This is a genomic window from Sandaracinaceae bacterium, from assembly GCA_016706685.1.
GTDB lineage: Bacteria > Myxococcota_A > Polyangia > Polyangiales > Houyiibacteriaceae > JADJJE01.
The window spans coordinates 161,938-184,115 of sequence record JADJJE010000012.1; the positions used below are offsets into that span (position 1 = coordinate 161,938).

Genomic DNA, 22,178 nt, shown 5'->3' on the forward strand with positions numbered 1-22,178 from the left:
TGGAGTTGAGGGTAGAACAAGCAAACGTTGTCACACCCGGCCGATACACCCCGCAGCATGTTCAGCGTCGTGCTCGCCGAGAAGCCGTCCGTGGCCCGTGACCTGGCCGAGGTCCTGGGCGCCACCGCGCGCCACCAGGGGTACCTGGAGGGTGGCGGCTACCGGGTGACGTGGGCCATTGGCCACCTGGTGGGCCTGGCCGAGCCGGCCGCCATGGACCCGGCCTGGTCGCGCTGGAGCTACGCCGCGCTGCCCATGCTGCCGGCGCGCTGGCCGCTGGTCGCACGCGAGCGGGTGGGTGAGCAGCTGGATGTGGTCATGCGGCTGCTGAACGCGCGCGACACGGCCGAGGTCATCTGCGCCACGGACGCGGGGCGCGAGGGCGAGCTCATCTTCCGCTACGTGTACGAGCACGCGCTCTGTCACAAGCCCGTGCGCCGCTTGTGGATCTCGTCGCTCACACCCGAGGCCATCGAGCGGGGCTTCAACGCGCTCAAGCCCGCGTCCGACTTCGACGCGCTGGCGGACGCCGCCCGCGCCCGCAGCCGGGCGGACTGGCTGGTGGGCATGAACCTCTCGCGGGCCTACAGCCTGCGCTACGACGACCACCTCTCCGTGGGCCGCGTGCAGACACCCACGCTGGCGCTGGTGGTGGAGCGTGACCTCGAGATCGCCCACTTCGTGCCAGAGCCGTATGACGAGGTGCACGCGCGCTTCGGCACGCCGCAAGGCGAGTACGAGGGTGTCTACGTGGAGAAGCGCCGCGACGAGAGCGGCAAGCGGAAGGAGCAGCGCAAGCTCGAGCGGGGGCCGGCGGGTGGCGGGGCAGGGCTGTCGCAGGCGGAGCAGGTGGCGGCTCGAGTGCGCGGCGCCGGCCCCGAGCGGGTGCGCATCACCGAGGTGGAGCGCAAGCAGCGCCGCACGCCCGCACCGCCGCTGTTCGACCTGACCGAGCTGCAGCGCGAGGCCAACCGGCTGTACGGGTTCTCCGCCAAGCACACGCTGGACGTGGCCCAAGAGCTGTACGAGAAGCACAAGCTCATCAGCTATCCGCGCACCGACAGCCGGCACCTCTCGCGCGACGTGGCGAAGGCGCTGGGCCCCGTGTTGGCCGAGCTCGAGCCGCGCTATGCAGATTCGTTGGCGCCCGGGAGCCTCGAGGGGAAACTCGGCAAGCGCTACGTCGATGACGCCCGCGTGACCGACCACCACGCCATCATCCCCACCGGTGCCAAGAACAAGCTGCGCGAGGGCACGGACCACCACAAGCTCTACGACTTGGTGGCGCGGCGCCTGCTGAGCGCCTTCCAGCCGGACCACGTGGAGGCGCTCACCAGTGTGCTCACCGAGGTGCTGCGCGTGGACGCCCAGGGCGAAGACCGCTTCCGGAGCCGAGGTAGCAGCGTGGAGGTGGAGGGCTGGCGCTCGCTCGACGTCTACACGGCGCGCGCCCGTGCCACGCGCCCGGACCTGCCCACGGGGCTGCGCGTGGACCAAGCGGGGAGCGTGCTGGACGTGCGCGTGGAGCAGAAGGAGACCCAGCCTCCGAAGCCCCACAACGAGGCCACGCTGCTCACCGCCATGGAGACCGCCGGCCGCACGCTGGACGAGAAGGAGATGTCGGACGCCATGCGCGAGCGCGGCCTCGGCACACCGGCCACCCGCGCGGCCATCCTCGAGACGCTCCTCGAGCGCGGCTACCTGGTGCGCGAGGGCAAGAAGCTGCTGCGCGCCACACCCAAAGGGGTGGACTTGATCGAGCGCGTGCACGAGCGCGTGCGCAGCCCCGCCCTCACGGGCGAGTGGGAGCTGCGCCTTGCGCGCATGCAGCGCGGCCAAGACGGACTGGACGCGTTCATGCACGACATCGAGGAGTTCGTGCGCGAGGTGGTGGGGGTGGTGAAGGCCAGCGGCCCGCCCCCCGCGCGGCGTGGCGTGCCAGCTGGCGCCGCACCCGCAGCGGCCGTGAGTGCCAGAGCGCCTCGGCCGGCTGAACGTGCCGCGGCGGCCGCGAGCGTGGGCGCGGCGGTGCGCTCTCCCCAGAAGGCCGCGCGGGTTCCGCGAGGGGGCACTACGTCGGACGTTGAATCAGGGCCTCTCGGGCGTGTGTCCGCTTCGTCGGTCCATGACCCCGCTCCTGCCCTGCGCGCTGCGCTGACTCGCGCGCCCTCTCGAGCTCCGGCCGTCGCGTCGCTCGCCGCACCCGACCAGGCGGGCCAGCCGCGCGTGGCGCGCGGCGTCACCCCCACGAGCCGGCTGCCACAGCTCCTCCAGCAGCACTTCGGATTCGCGGCGTTTCGCCCGCATCAGGAGCAGATCTGCGCGGCCGTCACCAACGGCGCCGACGCGTTGGTGGTCATGCCCACGGGGGCCGGTAAGTCCCTCTGTTACCAGCTGCCCGGCCTCGCCCGCGGCGGCACCACGCTGGTCATCAGCCCGCTCGTGGCCCTCATCGAAGACCAGACGCAGAAGCTGCTGGAGAGCGGCCTGCGCGCCGAGCGCATCCACGCCGGGCGCAGCCGCGAGCAGAGCCGCGCCACGTGCCGCGCCTACGTGGACGGGGAGCTCGACTTCCTGTTCGTGGCCCCCGAGCGGCTGGGCGTGCGCGGCTTCCCCGAGCTGCTGGCCAAGCGCCCGCCCACGCTCATCGCCATCGACGAAGCGCACTGCATCTCCGACTGGGGCCATGACTTCCGTCCGGACTACCGCATGCTGAGCGGTCGCCTGGCGGGCCTGCCGGGGGTGCCCATCGTGGCCCTCACGGCCACGGCCACGCCGCGTGTGCAGGCGGACATCACGCAGCAGCTCGGGCTCCACGAACGTGGGCGCGCCCCCGAGACGTTCATCTTCGGCTTTCGCCGCACCAACATCGCCGTGGAGGTGGTGGAGGTGTCCGTGCCCGAGCGTACCAAGCAGGCGGCCAAGCTGCTGCGCGAGCCAGGGCGCCTGCCGGCCATCGTGTATGCGCCCACCCGCAAGGCATGCGAGCAGCAGGCCAAGGCGCTGGGCAAGAAGCTGCGCGTGGGCGCCTACCACGCCGGCCTCCACGCCGACGAGCGCGACGCCGTGCAGAGCGCCTTCCGTGACGGTGGTCTCGACGTGGTGGTGGCCACCATCGCCTTCGGCATGGGCATCGACAAAGCCAACGTCCGCACGGTGGTGCACACCGCGCTGCCCGCCACGCTCGAGGGCTACTACCAGGAGATTGGCCGCGCCGGGCGCGACGGAGCCCCCAGTCGTGCGGTGCTCATGCACTCGTTCGCCGACCGTCGCACACACGAGTTCTTCCTGGATCGCAACTACCCGGAGGTGCGCCGCCTGCAGCCGCTCTACTCGCAGCTCTCGGCCGAGCCCATCACGACGGAGGCGCTCGGCTCGCGCTGCGCCGTGAACCCCGATGACGCAGAGCGCTGGGTCAGCAAGCTGTGGATCGCGGGTGGTGCCCGCATCGACGACGACGGTGGCGTGACACGCGGGGATGCGGGCTGGCCAGCGCGCTACGAGACGCAACGGGCACACAAGGTGGCGCAGCTCGAGGCCGTGCAGGCGTTCGTCAGCGCGTCCGGCTGCCGCATGCTGGGCCTGGTGGCTCACTTCGGTGACCGCTCGGACAGCGGGCAGCCCTGCGGCCTGTGTGACGTGTGCGCCCCGGGAGCAGCCTCGCTGTTGGAGCTCACGGTGCCCACGGAAGAGGACCTAGATGGGCTCGAGGGGCTAGTCGCCATGCTCCGAGAGTGGAACGGGCAGGCCACCGGGCGTCTGCACCGTGAGCTGGCCGACCGCCCCGAGGGAGCTGGTCTGTCCCGCTCCGATGTGGAGCGTCTGCTCGATGGGCTGGCGCGCGCCGCTTGGCTGCGGCTCTCGGAGGACCGCTTCGAGAAGGACGGCGAGAGCATCCGCTTCAAGCGCGCGCACCTGAGTGAAGAGGCGCCCACCCGAAGCGAGTTGCTGGCTAGCGTGCGGCTCCTCCCGCCGCGGGGGCCTCAGACCGCTCAGTCGTCGCGCGCGTCGGCCGGTCGCACCCCCAGGAAGCGGACTCGTGGCGGCGCCCGCGGTCCCAAGAGCGGTGGCTCGAGCACGGCGCCTCGCAAGGGCTCGGTCGTCACCGGCCGCTCACGAGGCAAGTCCCCTGCGGGGGGGGCGTTGGCCGAAATGGATGCGCCGTCGGACGTCGTCGCCGCTCTGCGTGCGTGGCGCCTGGGCGTGTCCAAGCAGCAGCGCGTGCCCGCTTTTCGTGTGCTGACAGATCGTCAGCTTGGAGAGGTGGCCATCGCCGGACCCCACGACGTCAAGTCGCTCAGCGAGGTGCCGGGCGTGGGCGACAAGAAGGTGGAGCGTTATGCGGAGGGCATCTTGCGAGTCCTCCGGCAGCTCACCTCCCGCTGAAGATCGCTTCGCTGCCGCACAGTTCGTCCGCCCGCGCGGTGTTTTCCACGGACTTCTGTGTTCCAGTTGTACAAGCCTTGCGCAATTGTGTTGGCGGTGGCATCTTCCGCCCACACGCGTCTTGTGCGTGTCGGTTGGCAAGCATCTTCGTATGCGCCGGAGGATCTCGATGAAGCAGGTTTGGCTCCCTATCTCGTGTATCGCAGCGGTCATGGCGTTCGCCGCCCCGGCCGCCGCCGCGTGCGGCGACTTCCGGCTCGAAGTGGGCGAGGCGTGCGATGACGGGAACGTCACGCCGGGCGATGGCTGCTCCGCCATGTGCGCGGTCGAGAGCGGCTTCGTGTGCGAGGACGTCTTCTTCACGCTCGACGGGACGGGAGACCTGGGCGTCGGGGGCAACGGGCCGGCCACTTGGACGCTCGACGCGGACAACCGTGGCGTGATCGAGAACACGAACTCTCACGCTGCCGTCTACTCCACGATCCTCCCGCAGCAGGTGGGCGAAATCGTGTTCGATGTTCGTGTGGAGGAGAACGGCGGGGACAACGACTTCTGGGGCTGGACGCTCGGCTACGATGTCGGTGAGCTCAACGCGACTGCCACGCCAGCGGGGACCGACTTCCTCTTCTTCGCCTGGAAGCAGCAGCAGCAGGACCGCGGCGCGGCCGATCGACAGAGCGGTCTCGGTCTGACTCGCGTGACCGGCCCGGGCGACGACGAAGACTACTGGCTGGGCTCGGGCGCCAACCTCTCGATGATCGCCGAGGCGGCAAGCTATCCCGTGGTCGAGGCCCTCCCCGACAACGAAACCACCAACGGTTGGGTGGACCGCCGCTGGTACCGGGTGAACCTGATCGTGACAGGGACGCGTGTGCGCGTCTGGATCCGCGAGGGCAACTCGATGAACACGACGAACCCGGCTAACCGAGGGTTCGCGGCGATCGATCGCGTGGCAGACCTCGAGTTCGACGTCACGACGCCGGTCCCCCCCGGCAACTTCGGCCTCTTTGCCTACTCCCAGCCCCAGGTGCGCTTCGACCTCGTCAGCCCGGAGTCCGACAGCATGTGCGCGCGGGATTACGACGGCGATGGCGTGGTCGACTCGACCGACCTCGACACCGACCGTGACGGCGTGCTCGACCTAGTGGAGATGTCTGGGTTCACGGGTGACCCGGACAACGACTCCGACCTCGACGGTATCTCGGACTGGCGCGACCCGAACAACGTGCCCGGGGGCTGCACGGCGTCCATGGGCGTGTGCACCAGCCTGCCCGCCGCGTTGGACGTGGACGGCGATGGCGTGCCGAACCACCTCGACCGCGACTCCGACGGTGACGGCCTGCCCGACACCCTCGAGACCGGGCTGACCGATGTGACCGCGGATGGCGTGCCCGACGCGTGCGTGGCCGTCACCTCGGTGGGCGTGTGTGTGGCGGGGGGTCTCGCAGCTGGCACGCTCCCGCCGAACACCGATGGACGTGGGGGCGCGAACTTCTTGGACCGCGACTCCGACGCGGACGGCATTCCGGACGCGCTCGAGGCGGGCCTGACCGACGCCAATTTCAACGGCGCGCCCGATGCTTGCGCGAGCGTCACCACCTTCGGCCTCTGCGTGGCGGGTGGCTTGGTGGGCGCGGCGTCGCTGCCCAACACCGACATGAACGGCCGCCCCAACTACGCGGACCGCGACAGCGATGGCGACGGCATCACGGACGCGCGCGAAGCGGGCCTGCTGGATGCGAACGGTGACGGCGTGCCCAACGCGTGCACGGCGGACGTGGCCAGCGGTCTTTGCAACGCGGGCGGCTTGGCCGGCGCATTCCCCAGCACCGACAGCGACGGAATCGTGGACTACCTCGACGTCGACAGTGACGGCGACGGCCTCACGGACACCATCGAGGCCTACGACACCGATGGGAACCAGGTCACGAACCGCCCGCCAGTGGGCACGGACACGGACAACGACGGCATCGACAACGCGTTCGACCCGGACTGCGTCATGGCGGTCTGCGGGGGCACCCTGGGCGCGCCCGTGTTGGGCGTGCTCACGGCCGCGCAAGACGCGAATGGCGACGGCACGCCGGACTGGCTGACTCTCTGCGGTGACGGCTACCGCACCGGCACGGAGCCGTGCGACGACGGCAACACCAACGGCGCGGACACCTGCACCAACGTGTGCTTGGTCACGCTGACCAACCCCTGCACCACCAGCCCGCAGTGCGACAGCGGCATCTGCAACACCACGTCCATGACGTGCGCGACGTGCTTCAACAACAGCCCGACGGGCACGGACACGGGCTGCAACGCCGCCCTCCCGGCCTGCATCACCACCGGTCTGAACAGCACGTGCGTGGAGTGCGACGTGACCGCTCAGTGCGGCGCCGAGGTCTGCAGCAGCAGCAACCTGTGCGAGGTGTGCATCGACAGCGGCGCCGGCACGGACACGGGCTGCAACGCCGGCACCCCTCACTGCATCGGGGCCAGCGGCGCGCGGCAGTGCGTGCCGTGCGGCGGCGCACTGCAATGACAGCGTGGCGTGCACCACGGACGCCTGCACCGCGAACGCGTGCGTGAACACGCCGGTAACGGTGGGCAGCACGGGCATGTGCGCAGGTGGTCAGGTCTGCTCGGGCGCACCCACCAACATGTGCGTCACCTGCACGGACACGTCCGCCATGGGAACGGACTCGGGCTGCATGGCGGGTGTTCCGCACTGCCGCACCTCGGGTACGAACGCGCCGCTCTGTGAGCCGTGCATCAACAGCGCGGCCGGCTCGGCCACGGACCTGGGCTGCAGCATGGCCACGCCCTACTGCGTGACCAGCATGGCGGGCGTCAGTTCTTGCGTGGCGTGCCTTACGGGCGCGGACTGCAGCGACAACAACACCTGCACCACGGATGTGTGCACGGCGGGGGTGTGCTCGAACCCGACGGTCAGCGTGGGGACCAGCTGCACGGGCGGCGTCTGCAACGGCGTGCTTCCTGCGCTGTGCGAGGCGTGCATCGACAGCGGGTCGGGCACGGACACGGGCTGCAACGCGGCGAGCCCACACTGCATCGGGGCCAGCGGCGCGCGCCAGTGCGTGCCGTGCACCACGGCGGCGCACTGCAATGACAGCGTGGCGTGCACCACGGACGCCTGCACTGCGAACGCGTGTGTGAACACGGCGGTGGTGGTGGGCGGCACGGGCAGCTGCACCGGCGGCCAGGTGTGCTCGGGCGCGCCGACCAACATGTGCGTCACCTGCACGGACACGTCTGCCATGGGAACGGACTCGGGCTGCATGAACGCGGCGCCCCACTGCCGGACCACGGGCACGGGCTCTCCTGTGTGCGAGCCGTGCATCAACACCCTGCCGGGTTCGGCGGTGGACCTGGGCTGCATGATGGCCACGCCGTACTGCGTGACCGGCGGCAACGGGGCCAACTCGTGCGTGGCGTGCCTCACGGGCGCGGACTGCGGCGACAACAACACCTGCACCACCGACGTGTGCACGGCAGGGGTGTGCTCCAACCCGCCCGAGAGCGTGGGGACCTCGTGCTCGGGTGGGGTGTGCGACGGCGCAGCCAGTGCGCTGTGTGAGGCGTGCATCGACAGCGGGTCCGGCACGGACACCGGCTGCAATGCGGGGAGCCCGCACTGCATCGGCGTGAGCGGCTCGCGCGAGTGCGTGCCCTGCACCACCGCGGCGCACTGCGACGACAGCGTCGCGTGCACCGACGATGCATGCGTGTCGAACGCCTGCACCAACACGTCGGTCGCTGCCGGCGACATGGGCATGTGCGCCGGCAACGAGGTCTGCTCGGGCGCGCCCTCCGACGCGTGTGTGCCTTGCGCAGACACCGAGACCAACGGCACCGACGCCGGCTGCATGAACGCTGCGCCGTTCTGCGACGTGAGCGTGGGCGGCAGCAACACCTGCGAGGTGTGCGTGGACGGCGGTGCGGGCATGGACCCCGGCTGCGGCAACGGGACCCCCAACTGCGTGGTGGGCAGCGGTGGCGCCAACGAGTGCGTCAGCTGCATCGCCGACGCGGAGTGCAGCGACGGCAACGAGTGCACCACCGACGTGTGCACCACGGGCATGTGCACGAACCCGGCGCTGACCGAGTTCACGCCGTGCTCCACGGGCGTGTGCACGGCGGCTTCGGTCTGCAGCATGGTCGCCGTGACCATCGACGGGCCCATGGACGGCACCACCATCACCGACCCGATGCCCACCCTCACGGGCACCGGCACGCCGGGAACCACCGTCAACGTCAGCATCGGGGGCATCCCCGTGGGCACGGCGCTCGTGGACGCGAACGGCACGTGGAGCCTCCCGCTCGGCGCGCCGCTGGCCGATGGGCCGCACATGGCGACCGCGACCGTCACCGTGGGCCAGCTCATGGCGGAAGACACCACTGGCTTCATCGTGGACACCGGCACCGTGGTGGCCATCACCGAGCCGGCCGACGGCAGCACCATCCTCGACTCCACGCCGCTCATTCGCGGCACGGGCGAGCCTGGCGCCACGGTGGTGGTGAGCCTCGACGGGAACGAGCTCGGGACGGTCACCGTCGACATGGACGGCAACTGGATGCTCACCGTGGTCACCCCGCTGATCAACGACACCTACACCATCGAGGCCGTGGCCACCGATGACGTGGGCAACATGGCGACCGCGACCTCCACGTTCGCCATCGCCTCCGACACCGACGTCGACATCACCGGGCCCGCCGACGGTGCGCTGATCACCGACGACACCCCGACCATCACGGGCACCTCGCTGCCGAACGCGTCCATCGAGGTGAGCATCGAGATCGACGGCACCGACGTGGTCATCGGCACCGTCACCGCGAACGGCGATGGCGTCTGGACCATCGACGTGACCAACCCGCTCGCGGACGGCCCCTACTTCGTGACGGCCACCGCGACCGACCTGGCTGGGAACATGGCTGCGGACACCTCGTCCTTCACGGTGGACACCGAGACGTTCGTCACCATCGAGACGGCGGACCCGACCACGGGCACCATCACTGGCACGGGCGAGCCCGGCGCCGAGGTGGTCGTGACCATCGACGGCTCACCGGTGGGCACCGTCATCGTTGGGCAGGACGGCACCTGGACCCTCGACACCGACGGCTTCGACGTGGGTGAGCACACCGTCACCGCCACGGCCACCGATCCGGCTGGCAACACCGCGACCGACACCGAGACCGTGACGGTCACCACGCCGGACGCGGGCCTCCCCGACGCCGGCACCCCCGACGGCGGCATGGCCTTCGGCGCTGGCGGCCTCTCGGGCGGCGCCCTCTGCGCCACCCACACCCCCGCCGGCAACAGCTGGCCCGCGGCCGCAGGCCTGCTGCTGGTCGGCCTGGCCCTCGCCATCCGCCGCCGTCGCTGAACCGAGCGCCCCTCGAGCACCCGCCCGAGGGGCAACCCACAACGCACGAAGGCCGCCCTGATCCGGGCGGCCTTCGCCGTTCAGGCCGCGCGAAGTCCCGCTCAGAGTTCGGTCCGAAGTCCTCGCTCCTCACTGCGCGGGCGGGTGAATCGGTGCGCTACCGTGACAGCCACTTCGCGGCCGACTCGGCGGAGAGCTTGAAGTTCGGCTCCACCCGTGTCCGCACGCACTCTCCGTGGGCGTCGAACACGCTCAAGATCGCATGCGGGTCATCGTCGTCGGGCACGATGTCCAGGTCCACCCGCACTCGCTCGCCCGACGGCGACACGGCGAACACGCTGCGATGCAACTGGGCGCGCAGCTGCTGCTCGTGGCGCATGCGCACCTCGTTCGCGCCCCTCACCAGCACCGCGAACGCGTGCGTGTCCAGCGGCTTGGGGTTCTTCTTGTCGCGCCCCATGGTCCAAGGCCCCACCAGCGCCGGCTCGGACTCCCCATCCCGCGTCATCTCGACCGCCCAGCCCTCATCATCCTCGTTCGTGATGATGCGAGCCGTCCACCCATCCCCCCGCCACAGCAAGGCGCCCTGCTCCAAGCGCGCAACCACTTCCATCGTTTCCGCAGCATCGCCGCGACCCAACTCGAGAGCCTCGTCAGACATGCAGCTCCTCTACTGCTTGGCTGAACGTCTGTCCAGGTGATGCTACTCGAACATCCCAAAGTACGCGTCGATCAGCCGTTCGCCGAAGAACAAGAACTCCAGCGCGCCCAGCGCCAAGAAGGGCCCAAACGGGATCATCAGCCTGCCCACGGAGGCCTCGGACTCGGCCTCGGACTCGGACTCGGACTCGGACTCCGGCCTCGTCCCCGCCTCCCCGCCCAGCCCGAATTCGATCCGCATCACCTCCTGCTCGCTCGCCAGCAGCTCCGGCCGGCGCCCGAACAGGTCCTTGAGGTACCCCAGGAGGTCCTCCCGCGGCCAGCCGTCCAGCGGGTCCGGCCGCGGCGGCGGCAGCAACGTCCCCCCCGCCACGTAGCTCACCGCAGCGGCCACCAGCCCTTGCATGGACCCGGCCACCACGGCGAACAGCACGCCCTTCCAGCCCAGGAACGCGCCGATCATCAGCAGCAACTTGGGGTCTCCTTCGCCCATGCCGCGCCGCCCGGTCACGCGCTCGTACGCCCACACGAAGACCAGCTGCACGAACAGGAAGCCCATGGCCGCCCCGAGCGCGGCCTCTTCTGCGCTCACGATGCCCATGCCGCTTCCCGCCACCAACAGCCCCAACGCGGCCCCGGGCAGGCTCACCTCGTCCGGGATGATCAGCCACTCGAGGTCGATGAACGTCGCCACCAGCAGCCCACCCGCGAACATGAAGTAGGCCAGGGTGGTCACGGCCGCCGGGGTCAGCTCTGCCCCGGGCACGGCGTGAACCACGAAGCGCTCGGCGATGCCCACGCACAGCAGCGCGCCCAGCAGCTCCACCAGCACGTAGCGTGGGGTCATGGGGGCCCCGCAGCAGGACGCCTTCCCGCGCAGGAAGAGGTAGCCGAAGATGGGCACGTTGCGCCACGCCTGGATGGGCTGCTTGCACGCCGGGCAGTGGCTGGGCGGGCTGACCACCGACATGTGCCGGGGCCAGCGGTAGATGCACACGTTGAAGAAGCTGCCCCAGGTCGCGCCGAAGACGAACGCCACGAAGCGCACAAGCCACGCTGGAAGCTCACTGGCGTACATGGTCGGGCACCATATCAGCGCAGCTGCGGGATGACGACTTCGGGCGGTGGTGCGCCGCCCGGCTCCGGCTACACTCGTGCACCGTGACCGACTCGCGCGACGACTCCTCCGACTCTCCCACCCCTGACCGTGACGGGGCGCCCTCCGCGCTGCGCCGCCAGGGGTCCCACGCCTTGGCCACGGGAGCTCGCGGCGAGGGCAACGTGGGCATGTACGCCGCCGCGGCCGGCGTGATGTCCGCGCTGCCCATCCCCTTCCTGGACACGCTGCTGGCCAGCTTGGCCCGTGGGGCGGCCATGCGGCGCGTGGCCCAGCGCCACGGCGTGCGCCTCGAGCCCGCCGCGCGCGACCTCCTGGCGCGTGGCGATGACGCCCTGCGCACGGAGAAGGGGCTGCGCGTGGTGCGCAGCCTCATCGGGCGCTTCGTGGCGCCGCTGCGCATCTGGAACCGCGCCGAGGAGGCCCTCAGCGCGTTCTCGGCGGCCGCCCTGCTGGACCACTATCTGGTCACCGCGGACCGTCGCCCGGGCGCGCCGCTCACCGAGGACGAAGCGCGCCGCATTCAGCACGCCATGAAGGGGGCGGCCGGGAAGGGCGCCACCGACGCGCTGAAGGGCATGCCCATGTCCACGTTCGTGGCGCTCAAAGCGGCCGTGGACGCTGCGCGCAGCGCAGACCCGGAAGGTCGCCCGGCGGTGGAGCGCATGGTCGATGCGCTGCTGGACGCGCTGGCCGACGCGCCGGAAGGGGTCACGGACGCGATCCGCGCTCGCTTCGACGAAGCCCTGAGCGATGGTGGGAGTGTGACCGGCCCGCGAGGGGGCGTGTGATGGCGATGTCGAACGAGGCTCCGCAAGGTCAGGCGGCGCGCGCCGCGCTCGGCGAGACGCGCCGGCTGGTGGTCAAGATCGGCAGCCGCTCGCTCATGGCGGACGGTACCAAGCGCTATGAGTCCCTCGCGCGGCAGCTGTCGGGCCAGCGCGCCGTCGGGCGCCACCCGGTGCTGGTGTCGAGCGGCGCGGTGGCCATGGGCCGCCTGCGCCTCGGCATGACCGAGCGTCCCAAGGCCATGGACAGGCTGCAGGCGGCCGCGGCCACGGGCCAGAGCGGCCTCATGCGCGCCTACGAAGACGCATTCGAGAAGCACGGGGTCAACGTGGCCCAGGTGCTCTTCACGCACGCGGACTTGGCCGACCGTGACCGCTACCTGAACGCCCGCGGCTGCATCGACGCGCTGCTCGAGCTGAACGTCATTCCCATCATCAACGAGAACGACACCGTCAGCGTGGACGAGCTGCGCTTCTCGGACAACGACCAGCTCGCCGCCATGGTGGCCAACTTGACCGGCGCCGATCTGCTCGTCCTGCTCACCGACGTGGAGGGCGTCCTCGACCACCAGGGCAAGCGCGTGAGCGTGGCCGCCGACGTGAACGACGTGGTGGCCCTGGTGCGCCCGCCCACCGACGACGTAGGCCTCGGCGGCATGGCCGGCAAGCTCGAGGCGGCCCGCCGCGCCACACGTTACGGTGTGCCGGTCATCATCGGCGATGCGCGCGACCCCGACCTGCTCGAGAAGCTGCTGGCTGGCGAAGACGTGGGCACGCTGATCCTGCCCACCGGCACGCCGCTGGCCAGCCGCAAGCACTGGATCGCGTACACCCTCAAGCCACGGGGAGCCATCGTGGTGGACCGTGGCGCAGCCCGCGCGCTGTCGGCTGGCAAGGTCAGCCTGCTTCCGCGCGGCGTCATCGGCGTGCGCGGCGACTTCGAGGCTGGCGACGCGGTCTCGATCCAGGATCTCGACGGCAAGGAGATCGGCCGCGGCCTCGCGCGCTACGGCACCGGGCACGCAGCGCGCCTGGCGGGCGCGAAGAGCAGCGAGATCAGCGACCGCATCGGCCGGCACGATGGCGACGTGCTCGTCCACAAGGACGACATGGTCAACATGGTGGACGACACCCCGCTCACCTGAGTTGCGCTGGGGCCCCGGAGCGGCGAGCCTGAGAGGCATGTCGTCTTCGAGAGCACGCCTGTCGTCGTCTCGCTGGTTGCTCCCCGCGTGCCTGGCTGCGGTCGTGTCCTGCGGTGGCACGCAGGACCCAGCTGCCAGCGGTGCGGGCACCACGCCTCCCCCGGAGAGGGCCGCCGACCGTGATGGCGACGGCCTCCCCGACGACATGGACACGTGTCCCGACGACATCGAGGACTACGACAGCTACTACGACGCGGACGGCTGCGGCGATCCCGACAACGACGCGGACGGAGTGAGCGACGCCGAGGATCTGTGTCCCAACGAGCCCGCGTGGCGCAGCGCCGCCGCGAGGGACGTCGATGACGCGCGAGCGGGCTGTCCCATCGCACACGTCCGGGTCTACTCGGATGGTCCGCCCGGGGACCTCGACAACGACGGCTACACCGATGACGTGGACCGCTGTCCCAACCACGCGGAGAGCTTTCCCAGCACCCTCGACGGTGGCTGCACGGACGACGGCGATGGCTGCCCCGACGGCACGCCCATTCTCACCATCAACTGCGAAGTCATGATCCTGGACTCGCTGCACTTCGCGCCCCGTTCCGCCGCGGTCGCCGAGCAGGCGGAGCGCATCGTCACGGCCATCAGCACGCTCCTGGCGGTGCAAGAGTGGTCCCACCTGACCGTGCAGATCATCGGCCACGCCGACGACACCGAGCCGCCGGGCATCGGTCAACGCCGCGCCGATGCGGTGAGAGACGCCCTCGTGGCCGCTGGCGTGGACGCCGCGCGGCTCAGCACCCGCGATGCCGGCAGCACCGAGCCGAGGGCCCCCACCGCGGGTCTGCGTGGCCGCGAGCTCGCCACCGCCCGCGAGCAGAACCGCCGCGTCGGCTTCCAGATCACGCACCCACGGCGCCTGCCCGGCCGCCCCGAAGAGAGCGCGCCGTAGCTCCCCGTCTTGACGTCGCCTCGCGGGAACCGAGGTTCCCTGCTACCTCTCGGCGGAATCATGGCAGAAGACATCAAGACGCTCGTCACCTCGCTCGCGCGGAGCGCCAAGCAGGCCTCGCGTGCGCTGGCCAACGCGGACACCACCAGCAAGAACGCCGTGCTCCTGCGCGCGGCGGCGGCGCTGCGTGGACCCGAGGGCGACCTGGTCATCGCCGCCAACAAGCGTGACCTCGCGGCCGCCGTCGAGAACGGGCTGAGCCCGGCCATGATCGACCGCCTCGAGCTCACGCGCGCGCGTCTCGATGCCGTGGCGGAGGGCGTGGAAGAGATCGCCGCCCTGCCGGACCCCGTGGGCGAGCTGCTCGAGCCCCGCCGCCTGCCCAACGGGCTCGAGACCAGCCGCATGCGCATCCCGCTCGGGCTCATCGGCATCATCTACGAGTCACGCCCCAACGTCACCGCCGACGCGGCGGCGCTCTGCATCAAGAGCGGCAACGCCGTCATCCTGCGCGGCGGCTCCGAGGCGTTCCACAGCAACACGGCCATCGCCGAGATCTTCGGCACGGCCCTCGAGGCCGAGGGGCTCCCGCGGGACTGCGCGGCGCTGCTGCCCACCACGGCCCGCGAGGCCACCCTGGTGCTCATCCAGCTGGACGGCGTGGTGGACATGGTCATCCCGCGGGGCGGCGAGAGCCTCATCCGCTTTGTGGCCGAGAACGCCCGCGTCCCAGTCATTCGCCACTACAAGGGCGTCTGCCACGTGTTCATCGACCGGGAGGCCGACCTCGAGATGGGCGTGCGCATCGCCGTGAACTCGAAGACGCACCGCCCCGGGGTGTGCAACGCCATGGAGACGCTGCTGGTGGACGCCGCCGTGGCCGACACTTTCCTGCCCATGGTGGCCACCGCCATGCGGGCGCGCGGGGTCCACATGCGCGCCGACGCTCGTGCGCTGCCTCTGCTCGGTGAGGGCGCCGACGCCGCGAGCGAGCTGGACTGGGACACCGAGTACCTGGCCCTCGAGCTGAACGTGGCCGTCGTAGACGACCTCGACGCGGCGATCGAGCACGTGGCCCGGCACGGCAGCTTCCACACCGAAGCCATCGTCACCCGCAACCCCGAGAAGGGGAAGCGCTGGGTGCGTGAGGTGGACGCCAGCCTGGTGCTGGTCAACGCCTCCACGCGCTTCAACGACGGACACCAGCTCGGCCTCGGCGCCGAGATGGGCATCTCCACCACCAAGCTTCATGCTTACGGCCCCATGGGCCTCAACGAGCTGTGCACCACCAAGTGGGTAGGCTACGGTACCGGTCAGGTTCGACAGTGACATCCCAAGAAGAAAAACGACCCAAAGCACCTTCGAAAGCCAAGGGAGCGCTCTCCAGCACTCCTCGGCCCAGCGTCGACACCGACCACGAGCCGGAGTCGTCGCGTTCGACGGCGCTGCACATCGCGGCGGCAGGCCTCGACAAGAAGGCCCTCAACGTCGAGATCATCGACGTCCGCGGCAAGGTCGACTACGCGGACTTCGTGGTGCTCATGAGCGGCCGCAGCGATCGCCAGGTCAACGCCATCGCGCAGGGGGTCCAGCGTGACCTCCGCACGGAGCACGGCGTGCGCTGCCTCGGCGCCGAGGGCCTGCAGCAGGGCCACTGGGCGCTGCTCGACTTCGGTGACGTGGTCGTCCACGTCTTCCACCACGACATGCGGGGCTACTACGACCTCGAGGCGCTGTGGATCGACGCCGCGCGCGTGACCGTTCCGGGGGCCGAGCGCACCCGTGTGGACGGGCCGCTGGCCGCCTTCGACGAGTTCGAAGACGACGGCGTCGACGACGAGTGAGCTAGCCCGTCGGTGCGCGTACGGATCATCGCGGTCGGCAAGATCAAGGAGAAGCCCACCCAGGAGCTGCTCCGCGACTACTACGGCCGCATCGACCGCTACGCGCGCTTCGACGAGGTGGAGCTCAAGGACGGCACCGAAGAGGAGGTCACCGAGCGCTTCGAGCGGGCGCTCCCCGAGCGCTCACGCGTGGTGGCCCTCGAGGTGCTGGGCCAGCGTTGGTCGAGCGACCAGCTGGCGCAGCACCTGGGCCGCTGCGAGGGGGAGGGCGTGCAGAGCGCGGTGTTCCTGATCGGCGGGTCGTATGGGCTGCCGAAGGTGATCTCGAAGCGGGCTGACGTGCAGCTGTCGCTGTCGGCCATGACGTTGCCCCACCGCCTGGCGCGGCTGCTGCTGGCCGAGCAGGTGTATCGGGGGTTCACGATCCTGCGGAACGAGCCGTACAGCCACTGAGGGTGGGGAACCGACAAGGCTGGGCACCCCGCCGTGAAAGGGGGGCCCCAGCGTAAACCGACTCATGCGGCGAAGGTCAGCCCCGGGCGCCCCGCGGGGGGGACGCGGAAGGGCGAGCCGCGTGGGGCGCCCCGGCTCGAGCGCCGAGCCAAGAGGGGCCGCGAGGGGTGCCCGAGGGCGGGGGGGGCAGCGCGTCGCCCGCGGGGGCGCCTCGCGCCCCCGGGGGGGGGGGGGGGGGCGCGGGGGCGGCGGGGCCGGCCGGGCGGCGCGTCCGCGAGCAGACACCGCGCGCGGGTGGCCAGAGCGCGCAGCCGGTGCTCGAGCTAGTCACAGCCCCGTTAGGTCTGAGGCCTCGAGCGACCACTCGAGCCGCCACGGTCTCCGAGCGAGGCGGCAGGCGGATGTGGGCCCGTCGGGCTGCCAGGAACGGCGGGTTCTAAAACGGGAAGTCCTTGACCGCGGCAGAACGGCCGCGAACGAATCGGCCGGCGAGTGCTGCGGCTATCCGCGTCCTGACGCCGGCGATGAAGGGTCGATAGCGAAAGCGAGGGCGGCATCCGCAAGGGCCCGACTATCGCCCTTGCGTCGGCTCCGAAGTCGCAAAGGGGGGCGGCGCCGGCCCCGCCGGGGGGCCCCCCGGGGGAGACCGGGCGGGGCCGGCGCGGGGGCCGGAGTCGCGGCGGGGCCCGGCACCCCCCCAGCCCGGCCCGCAAGCACGGCGCGTGGGGACCCGCGAAGGTGGCCCGTTTCCTGGCTGCGAAGCCGCTGAGATCAGCGCTTCGAGTACTGGAACTTCTTGCGCGCGCCCGGCTGACCGGGCTTCTTGCGCTCCTTCTCACGCGCGTCACGCGTCAGGAAGCCGGCGCGCTTGAGGGCGGGGCGGAGCGTGGCTTCGCTGCCGATGAGGGCGCGCGAGATGCCGTGACGGACCGCCTGGGCCTGCGCCGCGATGCCACCGCCGTGCACGTTGATGCGCACGTCGTACTGGCCGTTGCGCTCGATCACGCCGAACGGCTGCTCGATGATCATGCGCAGGATGTCGCGCGGGAAGTAGTCTTCGAAGGTGCGACCGTTGACGGTCACGGTGCCGGTGCCGGGCGAGAGGAACACGCGGGCAACCGCGTTCTTGCGCTTGCCGGTGCCGTAGAAGCGGCCGTGGATGATCTTGGCGTTGGACATCTGCGTATCTCGGTCTCGGTTCGCGGGATCAGTAAGTGAAGGGCGTGGGCTGCTGCGCCGCGTGCGGGTGCGCCGCGCCAGCGTACACCTTCAGCTTGGTGAGCTGACGGCGGCCCAGGCTGGTCTTGGGCAGCATGCCCTTGACCACGCGCTCGACGAAGCGGTCTGGCGCGGTGGCGATCTCTTGACCGTACGTGCGCGTGGTGAGCCCGCCCGGCGTGCCGGAGTGACGGTAGTGGACCGACTTGTCGGCCTTGTTACCCGTGAGGCGCACCTTGTCTGCGTTCACGATGATGACGAAGTCACCCACGTCCGCATGGGGCGTGTAGTTCGGGCGATGCTTGCCGCGAAGAACGGTGGCCACGCGCGAGGCGAGTCGCCCGACGGGCTGGTCGGTAGCGTCCACGACGTACCACTTGCGATCGATATCGGATTCTTTGGCGCTAAGCGTGCGCATGACAAAACCTCTTCCCGACGGGAGTTCCGCACTGGGGGGCGCGTTTAGTAGCCCCCTGGGGGCAACGTGTCAAGGCGTGCGAAACCTGGCCCTTCCGAGCAGGGCTCCGCGCGGTCGTCGATGGGGGACCCGTCGACAGCGAACGGGGTCTAGCGCAGGCGGGAACCCCCCGCCAGCACAATCGCTCCCGAGCCCACGAGCCAGAGTGCGAACGAAGGCAGACGCTGCTAGGGTCGGCCCCATGAGCGCCAGCGAGCCGACCGCAAACGGGGACGCGCCCGGGACGGCCCTGGACACGGCCCGGCCGTACGAGCCGCCGTGGCTCCTGCGCTGGGTTTACAAGCGCTTCTTCACCCACATCCAGGTGGACGAGCGCTGGAGCGGGGTGGTCCGCGACGCCGCGCGCAAGGGCGTGGTGGTCTACGTCATGCGCTCGCTGTCGCTGCTGGACTTCCTCTGCCTCGACTTCCTGGTGAAGCGCTTCGGGCTCCCTTTGGTGCGCTTCGTCAACGATCTGGGGCTGTGGATCCTGGAGCCCTTCGGGAAGGGGGAGCGCCGCCTGCGCCTCCGTCGCCAGATCCCCGAGAAGCAGGCGCTCACCGAGGTGCTGCAGAGCCAGTTCAGCGCGCTGCTGTTCTTGCGGCGGCCTCCGCGCCTCGGAAGCCCCAGGCGTCGCGGCGAGGAGATGGACACCGATCTCATCCGCACCCTGATCGAGAACCAGCGCACCCTTCAGCAGCCGGTCTTCCTGGTGCCGCAGACCTTCGTCTGGACCAAGCGCCCACCCCAGGCGCGGCGCGGGCTGGTGGACGGTGTCTTCGGGACGGTGGAGTGGCCGGGGCGCGTGCGCGTGTTGCTGCAGTTCCTCTTCAACTACCGGAACGCGCTGCTGCGCTCGGGGGAGCCGTTCGATCTGCAGGCGTTCCTGGCCGAGAACCCCGAGCTCACCGACGCGGAGCTCGCCGACAAGGTGCGCTACGCCCTGCTGCGGCGCATGGAGCGCGAGCGCACGCTGGTCTTCGGGCCCACCAAGAAGACGCTCGGCCGCATCCAGGACGACCTCCTGCGCAGCCCGCGCATTCGCAAGCACATCGAGAACGAGGCGCGCGGCTCGAGCCGCAGCATCGCCAAGGTGGAGAAGGAAGCGCGCAAAGAGCTCAGCAAGCTGTGCGCCAACCAGCAGCCCTACGTGGTCGCCAAGCTGGCGCGCTTCCTCGACTGGGTCTGGAACCGCATCTACGACGGCATCGTCATCGACGAAGACGGCATCGAGCGGCTGCGCGAGAAGGCGCGCGACGGCGCCATCGTGCTGCTCCCCAGCCACAAGAGCCACGTGGACTACCTGGTGTTGAGCTCCGTGCTCTACAGCCGTCAGCTGCTGCCCCCGCTCATCGCGGCCGGTGAGAACCTGGGCTTCTTTCCGCTCGGGCCCATCTTGCGGCGCGGCGGCGCGTTCTTCATCAAGCGCAGCTTCCAGGGAAAAAAGCTCTATGCCGCGCTGGTGGACGGATACATGCGCCGGCTCCTGGTGGAGGGCTTCCCCATCGAGTTCTTCATCGAGGGTGGCCGCTCGCGCACCGGCAAGCTGCTCCCGCCCAAGTACGGCCTGCTCTCCATGGTGGTGGACGCGTCGCTGCTGCTGCGCGCGCGCAAGGTCTACTTCGTGCCCATCTCCATCGGCTACGAGCGCATCATCGAGGAGCGCTCGTTCGTGCACGAGCTGGGTGGGGGCGAGAAGCAGAAGGAGAACGTGGGCGGGCTGCTGCGCTCGTCCAACATCCTGCGCTCCAAGTACGGCCGGCTCTACGTGCACTTCGGCGAGATCCTGTCCTTCGACGATCTCTTGCACGACGCGCTGGTCGAGCCCCTGGCCGAAGAAACCGGCGAGTTCGACGCCGCCGCGATCCTCTCGGGCAGCGTGGCGCTGAAGCCGAGCTCCGCAGGTGACGTGTTGGCGCCCGACACCCCGCGCGCAGCCCGTCGCCCGGCGCGCGACCGCCAAGACCTCAGCCCGCGCGAGCGGCGCGTCATGATCCAGCGCCTGGCGCACCGCGTCACCTATCAGATCGATCGCGTCACGGTGGTGACGCCGGCCGCGCTGGTGGCCATGGCGCTCTTGGCGCACCGGCAGCGGGGGATGACCCACACCGACCTGCTGCACGCCGCCGAGAGCCTGCTGTCTGCGCTCGAGCGTCAGAACGCCCGCACGGCAGGGCAGCTGCGCGACGAGGACGGCCAGATCCGCTCGGACACCCTGCACGAGGCCGTGGAGCTCTTCCTGGACGGCAAGCTCATCCAGCGGCACGGCGAGGGTGACGAGGCCATCTACAAAATCCCCAGCGAGCGGCGCATCGCGCTCGAGTACTACAACAACAACGTCTTGCACTTCTTCGTGCCGAGCGCGCTCATCGCGGCGGCCCTCCAGCTCAGCGACGGCAAGGCCATCACCGTCCAGACCCTGCGCGAGCGCGTGCGGCAGCTGTCCAAGCTGTTCAAGTACGAGTTCAACTTCCGGGCGGACGCGTCTTTCGAGGAGATCTTCGACGACGCCCTGGCCAGCATGATGAAGTTCGGCGAGCTGGTACTCGAGGACGACCACGTGGCGGCGGCGCCGGGTCGTGCGGGGGCCATCTTGGACACGTACGCCTCGCTGCTGCGCTCCTACTTCGAGGCCTACCTGCTGGCGCTACGCAGCACCGGAATGCTGCTCGAGCGTGGTGAGGTGTCTCGCAAAGACTGGATGAAGCAGGCGCTGGCGCTCGGGCAGCGCATGTACCTCGCGGGCGAGATCGTGCGCCGCGAGAGCATCTCGAAGCCCAAGCTCGAGACGGCGCTCAAGGCTCTCAAGGACTACCAGCTGGTGAAGACCTCGGGGGAAGACCTTCAGCCAGGGCGGGTGCTCACGGACGCGGCCACCTTGCAGGCGCTCGAGAAGAAGCTGCTGCCTTTCCTGAAGTAGCCCCAATTTTGCACAGCGCTGCATCCGGACCTATCCGCGCGGGATCGGGCCTGGTACGCTCGGCTCCGTGTCGCAAAAGAACTGGACCATCGACCCCGAGACCGGGCTCTCGTTCGTTCGTTCTGGTGTCCGTGAGGTCACCACTGACCAGCTGCGCGTGGTCTTCCAGCCCATCGTCGCCGTGGACACGCGCAAGACCTTCGCGCACGAGGCGCTGGTGCGCTGCGACGTGCCCATGTTCCAGAGCCCCATCGCGCTCTTCGAGGCGGCCACCACCGAGCAGTGCGTGGGGCGCCTGGGCCGTCGGATCCGCGAGGTCACGGTGCGGGACGCCGACGGCAGCCCCATCTTCGTGAACATCCACCCCGAAGAGCTGAGCGAGCGCTGGCTGGTGCGGCCCGACGATCCCCTCTGCCTCTACGAGGGTGAGGTCTTCTTGGAGATCACCGAAGCGGCCGCCTTTGCCTACTTCGAGCTCTGTATGGACGTGCTGCGCGAGGTGCGCGACCGCATGGGGGCGCGCCTGGTCATCGACGACTTCGGGGCCGGCTACAGCAACCTGAAGCGCATCGTGGACCTGCACCCCGCCGTGGTGAAGCTCGACCGCTCGCTCATCTCCGGGCTCGACCGCGAGCGCCGTCAGCAGATCCTGGTGAAGGGCCTGGTGGACCTGTGTCGCCAGCTGGGCGCCAAGGTCGTGGCAGAGGGCGTCGAGACGGTGGGCGAGCTGCACGCCTGCATCGACTGCGGTGCGCAGTACGTCCAGGGCTACCTGCTGGCGCGGCCGGCCTACCCGCACCCCAGCGTGCGCTGGCCCGGGGCGCCGGCTCCGCTCTAGCCCGGCGCGT

15 protein-coding genes are annotated in these 22,178 nt (G+C 70.2%); 11 read left to right on the top strand and 4 right to left on the bottom strand.

Features of this window, described 5'->3' with window-relative positions; all coding sequences use genetic code 11:
* Nucleotides 1-57 precede the first annotated feature (57 nt).
* The 3 genes from IPI43_15705 to IPI43_15715 all read left to right on the top strand — a co-directional run bounded on the left by IPI43_15705 (nucleotide 58) and on the right by IPI43_15715 (nucleotide 9,776).
* Nucleotides 58-4,386: a DNA topoisomerase 3 gene (locus tag IPI43_15705; GenBank protein MBK7775553.1), complete on the top strand. Its 4,329-nt coding sequence runs from the start codon at nucleotides 58-60 to the stop codon at nucleotides 4,384-4,386.
* Between the two features lie 211 nt (nucleotides 4,387-4,597).
* Nucleotides 4,598-6,913, top strand: coding sequence for a DUF4215 domain-containing protein (locus tag IPI43_15710; protein ID MBK7775554.1), 2,316 nt, complete (start codon nucleotides 4,598-4,600; stop codon nucleotides 6,911-6,913).
* 4 nt (nucleotides 6,914-6,917) lie between these two features.
* Nucleotides 6,918-9,776 (top strand): hypothetical protein, encoded by a 2,859-nt coding sequence (locus IPI43_15715; protein ID MBK7775555.1) that lies wholly within the window; start codon nucleotides 6,918-6,920, stop codon nucleotides 9,774-9,776.
* Between the two features lie 157 nt (nucleotides 9,777-9,933).
* Here IPI43_15715 and IPI43_15720 read toward each other — a convergent pair whose 3' ends face one another.
* Both IPI43_15720 and IPI43_15725 read right to left on the bottom strand, forming a co-directional pair.
* Nucleotides 9,934-10,389, bottom strand: a complete 456-nt coding sequence (locus IPI43_15720) for a hypothetical protein (GenBank protein ID MBK7775556.1) — start codon at nucleotides 10,387-10,389, stop codon at nucleotides 9,934-9,936.
* Between the two features lie 90 nt (nucleotides 10,390-10,479).
* Nucleotides 10,480-11,514: a prepilin peptidase gene (locus IPI43_15725; protein MBK7775557.1), complete on the bottom strand. Its 1,035-nt coding sequence runs from the start codon at nucleotides 11,512-11,514 to the stop codon at nucleotides 10,480-10,482.
* Between the two features lie 83 nt (nucleotides 11,515-11,597).
* Between IPI43_15725 and IPI43_15730 the strand changes: the two genes are divergently transcribed.
* The 6 genes from IPI43_15730 to IPI43_15755 all read left to right on the top strand — a co-directional run bounded on the left by IPI43_15730 (nucleotide 11,598) and on the right by IPI43_15755 (nucleotide 16,735).
* Nucleotides 11,598-12,344 carry a hypothetical protein gene (locus tag IPI43_15730; protein MBK7775558.1) on the top strand — a complete coding sequence of 249 codons (747 nt, stop codon included), beginning with the start codon at nucleotides 11,598-11,600 and terminating at the stop codon, nucleotides 12,342-12,344.
* Nucleotides 12,344-13,486 carry a glutamate 5-kinase gene (gene proB, locus IPI43_15735; protein MBK7775559.1) on the top strand — a complete coding sequence of 381 codons (1,143 nt, stop codon included), beginning with the start codon at nucleotides 12,344-12,346 and terminating at the stop codon, nucleotides 13,484-13,486. Before IPI43_15730 ends, proB begins: the two co-directional genes overlap by 1 nt.
* A 37-nt stretch (nucleotides 13,487-13,523) precedes the next feature.
* Nucleotides 13,524-14,438, top strand: coding sequence for an OmpA family protein (locus tag IPI43_15740; GenBank protein ID MBK7775560.1), 915 nt, complete (start codon nucleotides 13,524-13,526; stop codon nucleotides 14,436-14,438).
* Between the two features lie 60 nt (nucleotides 14,439-14,498).
* Nucleotides 14,499-15,767, top strand: coding sequence for a glutamate-5-semialdehyde dehydrogenase (locus IPI43_15745; GenBank protein MBK7775561.1), 1,269 nt, complete (start codon nucleotides 14,499-14,501; stop codon nucleotides 15,765-15,767).
* A gap of 116 nt (nucleotides 15,768-15,883) precedes the next feature.
* Nucleotides 15,884-16,282 (top strand): ribosome silencing factor, encoded by a 399-nt coding sequence (gene rsfS / locus IPI43_15750; GenBank protein ID MBK7775562.1) that lies wholly within the window; start codon nucleotides 15,884-15,886, stop codon nucleotides 16,280-16,282.
* A 12-nt stretch (nucleotides 16,283-16,294) separates the two neighbouring features.
* Nucleotides 16,295-16,735 carry a 23S rRNA (pseudouridine(1915)-N(3))-methyltransferase RlmH gene (locus IPI43_15755; GenBank protein MBK7775563.1) on the top strand — a complete coding sequence of 147 codons (441 nt, stop codon included), beginning with the start codon at nucleotides 16,295-16,297 and terminating at the stop codon, nucleotides 16,733-16,735.
* Between the two features lie 771 nt (nucleotides 16,736-17,506).
* On the opposite strand, the gene rpsI is transcribed toward IPI43_15755, so the two are convergent.
* Nucleotides 17,507-17,899: a 30S ribosomal protein S9 gene (gene rpsI, locus IPI43_15760; protein MBK7775564.1), complete on the bottom strand. Its 393-nt coding sequence runs from the start codon at nucleotides 17,897-17,899 to the stop codon at nucleotides 17,507-17,509.
* 43 nt (nucleotides 17,900-17,942) lie between these two features.
* On the bottom strand, nucleotides 17,943-18,371 hold the full coding sequence (gene rplM / locus IPI43_15765; GenBank protein MBK7775565.1) for a 50S ribosomal protein L13: 429 nt from the start codon (nucleotides 18,369-18,371) through the stop codon (nucleotides 17,943-17,945).
* 241 nt (nucleotides 18,372-18,612) lie between these two features.
* Between rplM and IPI43_15770 the strand changes: the two genes are divergently transcribed.
* Both IPI43_15770 and IPI43_15775 read left to right on the top strand, forming a co-directional pair.
* On the top strand, nucleotides 18,613-21,330 hold the full coding sequence (locus tag IPI43_15770; protein ID MBK7775566.1) for a 1-acyl-sn-glycerol-3-phosphate acyltransferase: 2,718 nt from the start codon (nucleotides 18,613-18,615) through the stop codon (nucleotides 21,328-21,330).
* A 67-nt stretch (nucleotides 21,331-21,397) separates the two neighbouring features.
* Nucleotides 21,398-22,168 (top strand): EAL domain-containing protein, encoded by a 771-nt coding sequence (locus IPI43_15775; protein MBK7775567.1) that lies wholly within the window; start codon nucleotides 21,398-21,400, stop codon nucleotides 22,166-22,168.
* Nucleotides 22,169-22,178 lie beyond the last annotated feature (10 nt).

Bases quoted from the DNA above. Each gene is read 5' to 3' on its own strand.
- IPI43_15705 (MBK7775553.1), top strand. From the start codon at position 58: ATGTTCAGCGTCGTGCTCGCCGAGAAGCCGTCCGTGGCCCGTGACCTG.
- IPI43_15710 (MBK7775554.1), top strand. From the start codon at position 4,598: ATGGCGTTCGCCGCCCCGGCCGCCGCCGCGTGCGGCGACTTCCGGCTC.
- IPI43_15720 (MBK7775556.1), bottom strand. From the start codon at position 10,389: ATGGAAGTGGTTGCGCGCTTGGAGCAGGGCGCCTTGCTGTGGCGGGGG.
- IPI43_15725 (MBK7775557.1), bottom strand. From the start codon at position 11,514: ATGTACGCCAGTGAGCTTCCAGCGTGGCTTGTGCGCTTCGTGGCGTTC.
- proB (MBK7775559.1), top strand. From the start codon at position 12,344: ATGGCGATGTCGAACGAGGCTCCGCAAGGTCAGGCGGCGCGCGCCGCG.
- IPI43_15740 (MBK7775560.1), top strand. From the start codon at position 13,524: ATGTCGTCTTCGAGAGCACGCCTGTCGTCGTCTCGCTGGTTGCTCCCC.
- IPI43_15745 (MBK7775561.1), top strand. From the start codon at position 14,499: ATGGCAGAAGACATCAAGACGCTCGTCACCTCGCTCGCGCGGAGCGCC.
- rplM (MBK7775565.1), bottom strand. From the start codon at position 18,371: ATGCGCACGCTTAGCGCCAAAGAATCCGATATCGATCGCAAGTGGTAC.
- IPI43_15770 (MBK7775566.1), top strand. From the start codon at position 18,613: ATGAGCGCCAGCGAGCCGACCGCAAACGGGGACGCGCCCGGGACGGCC.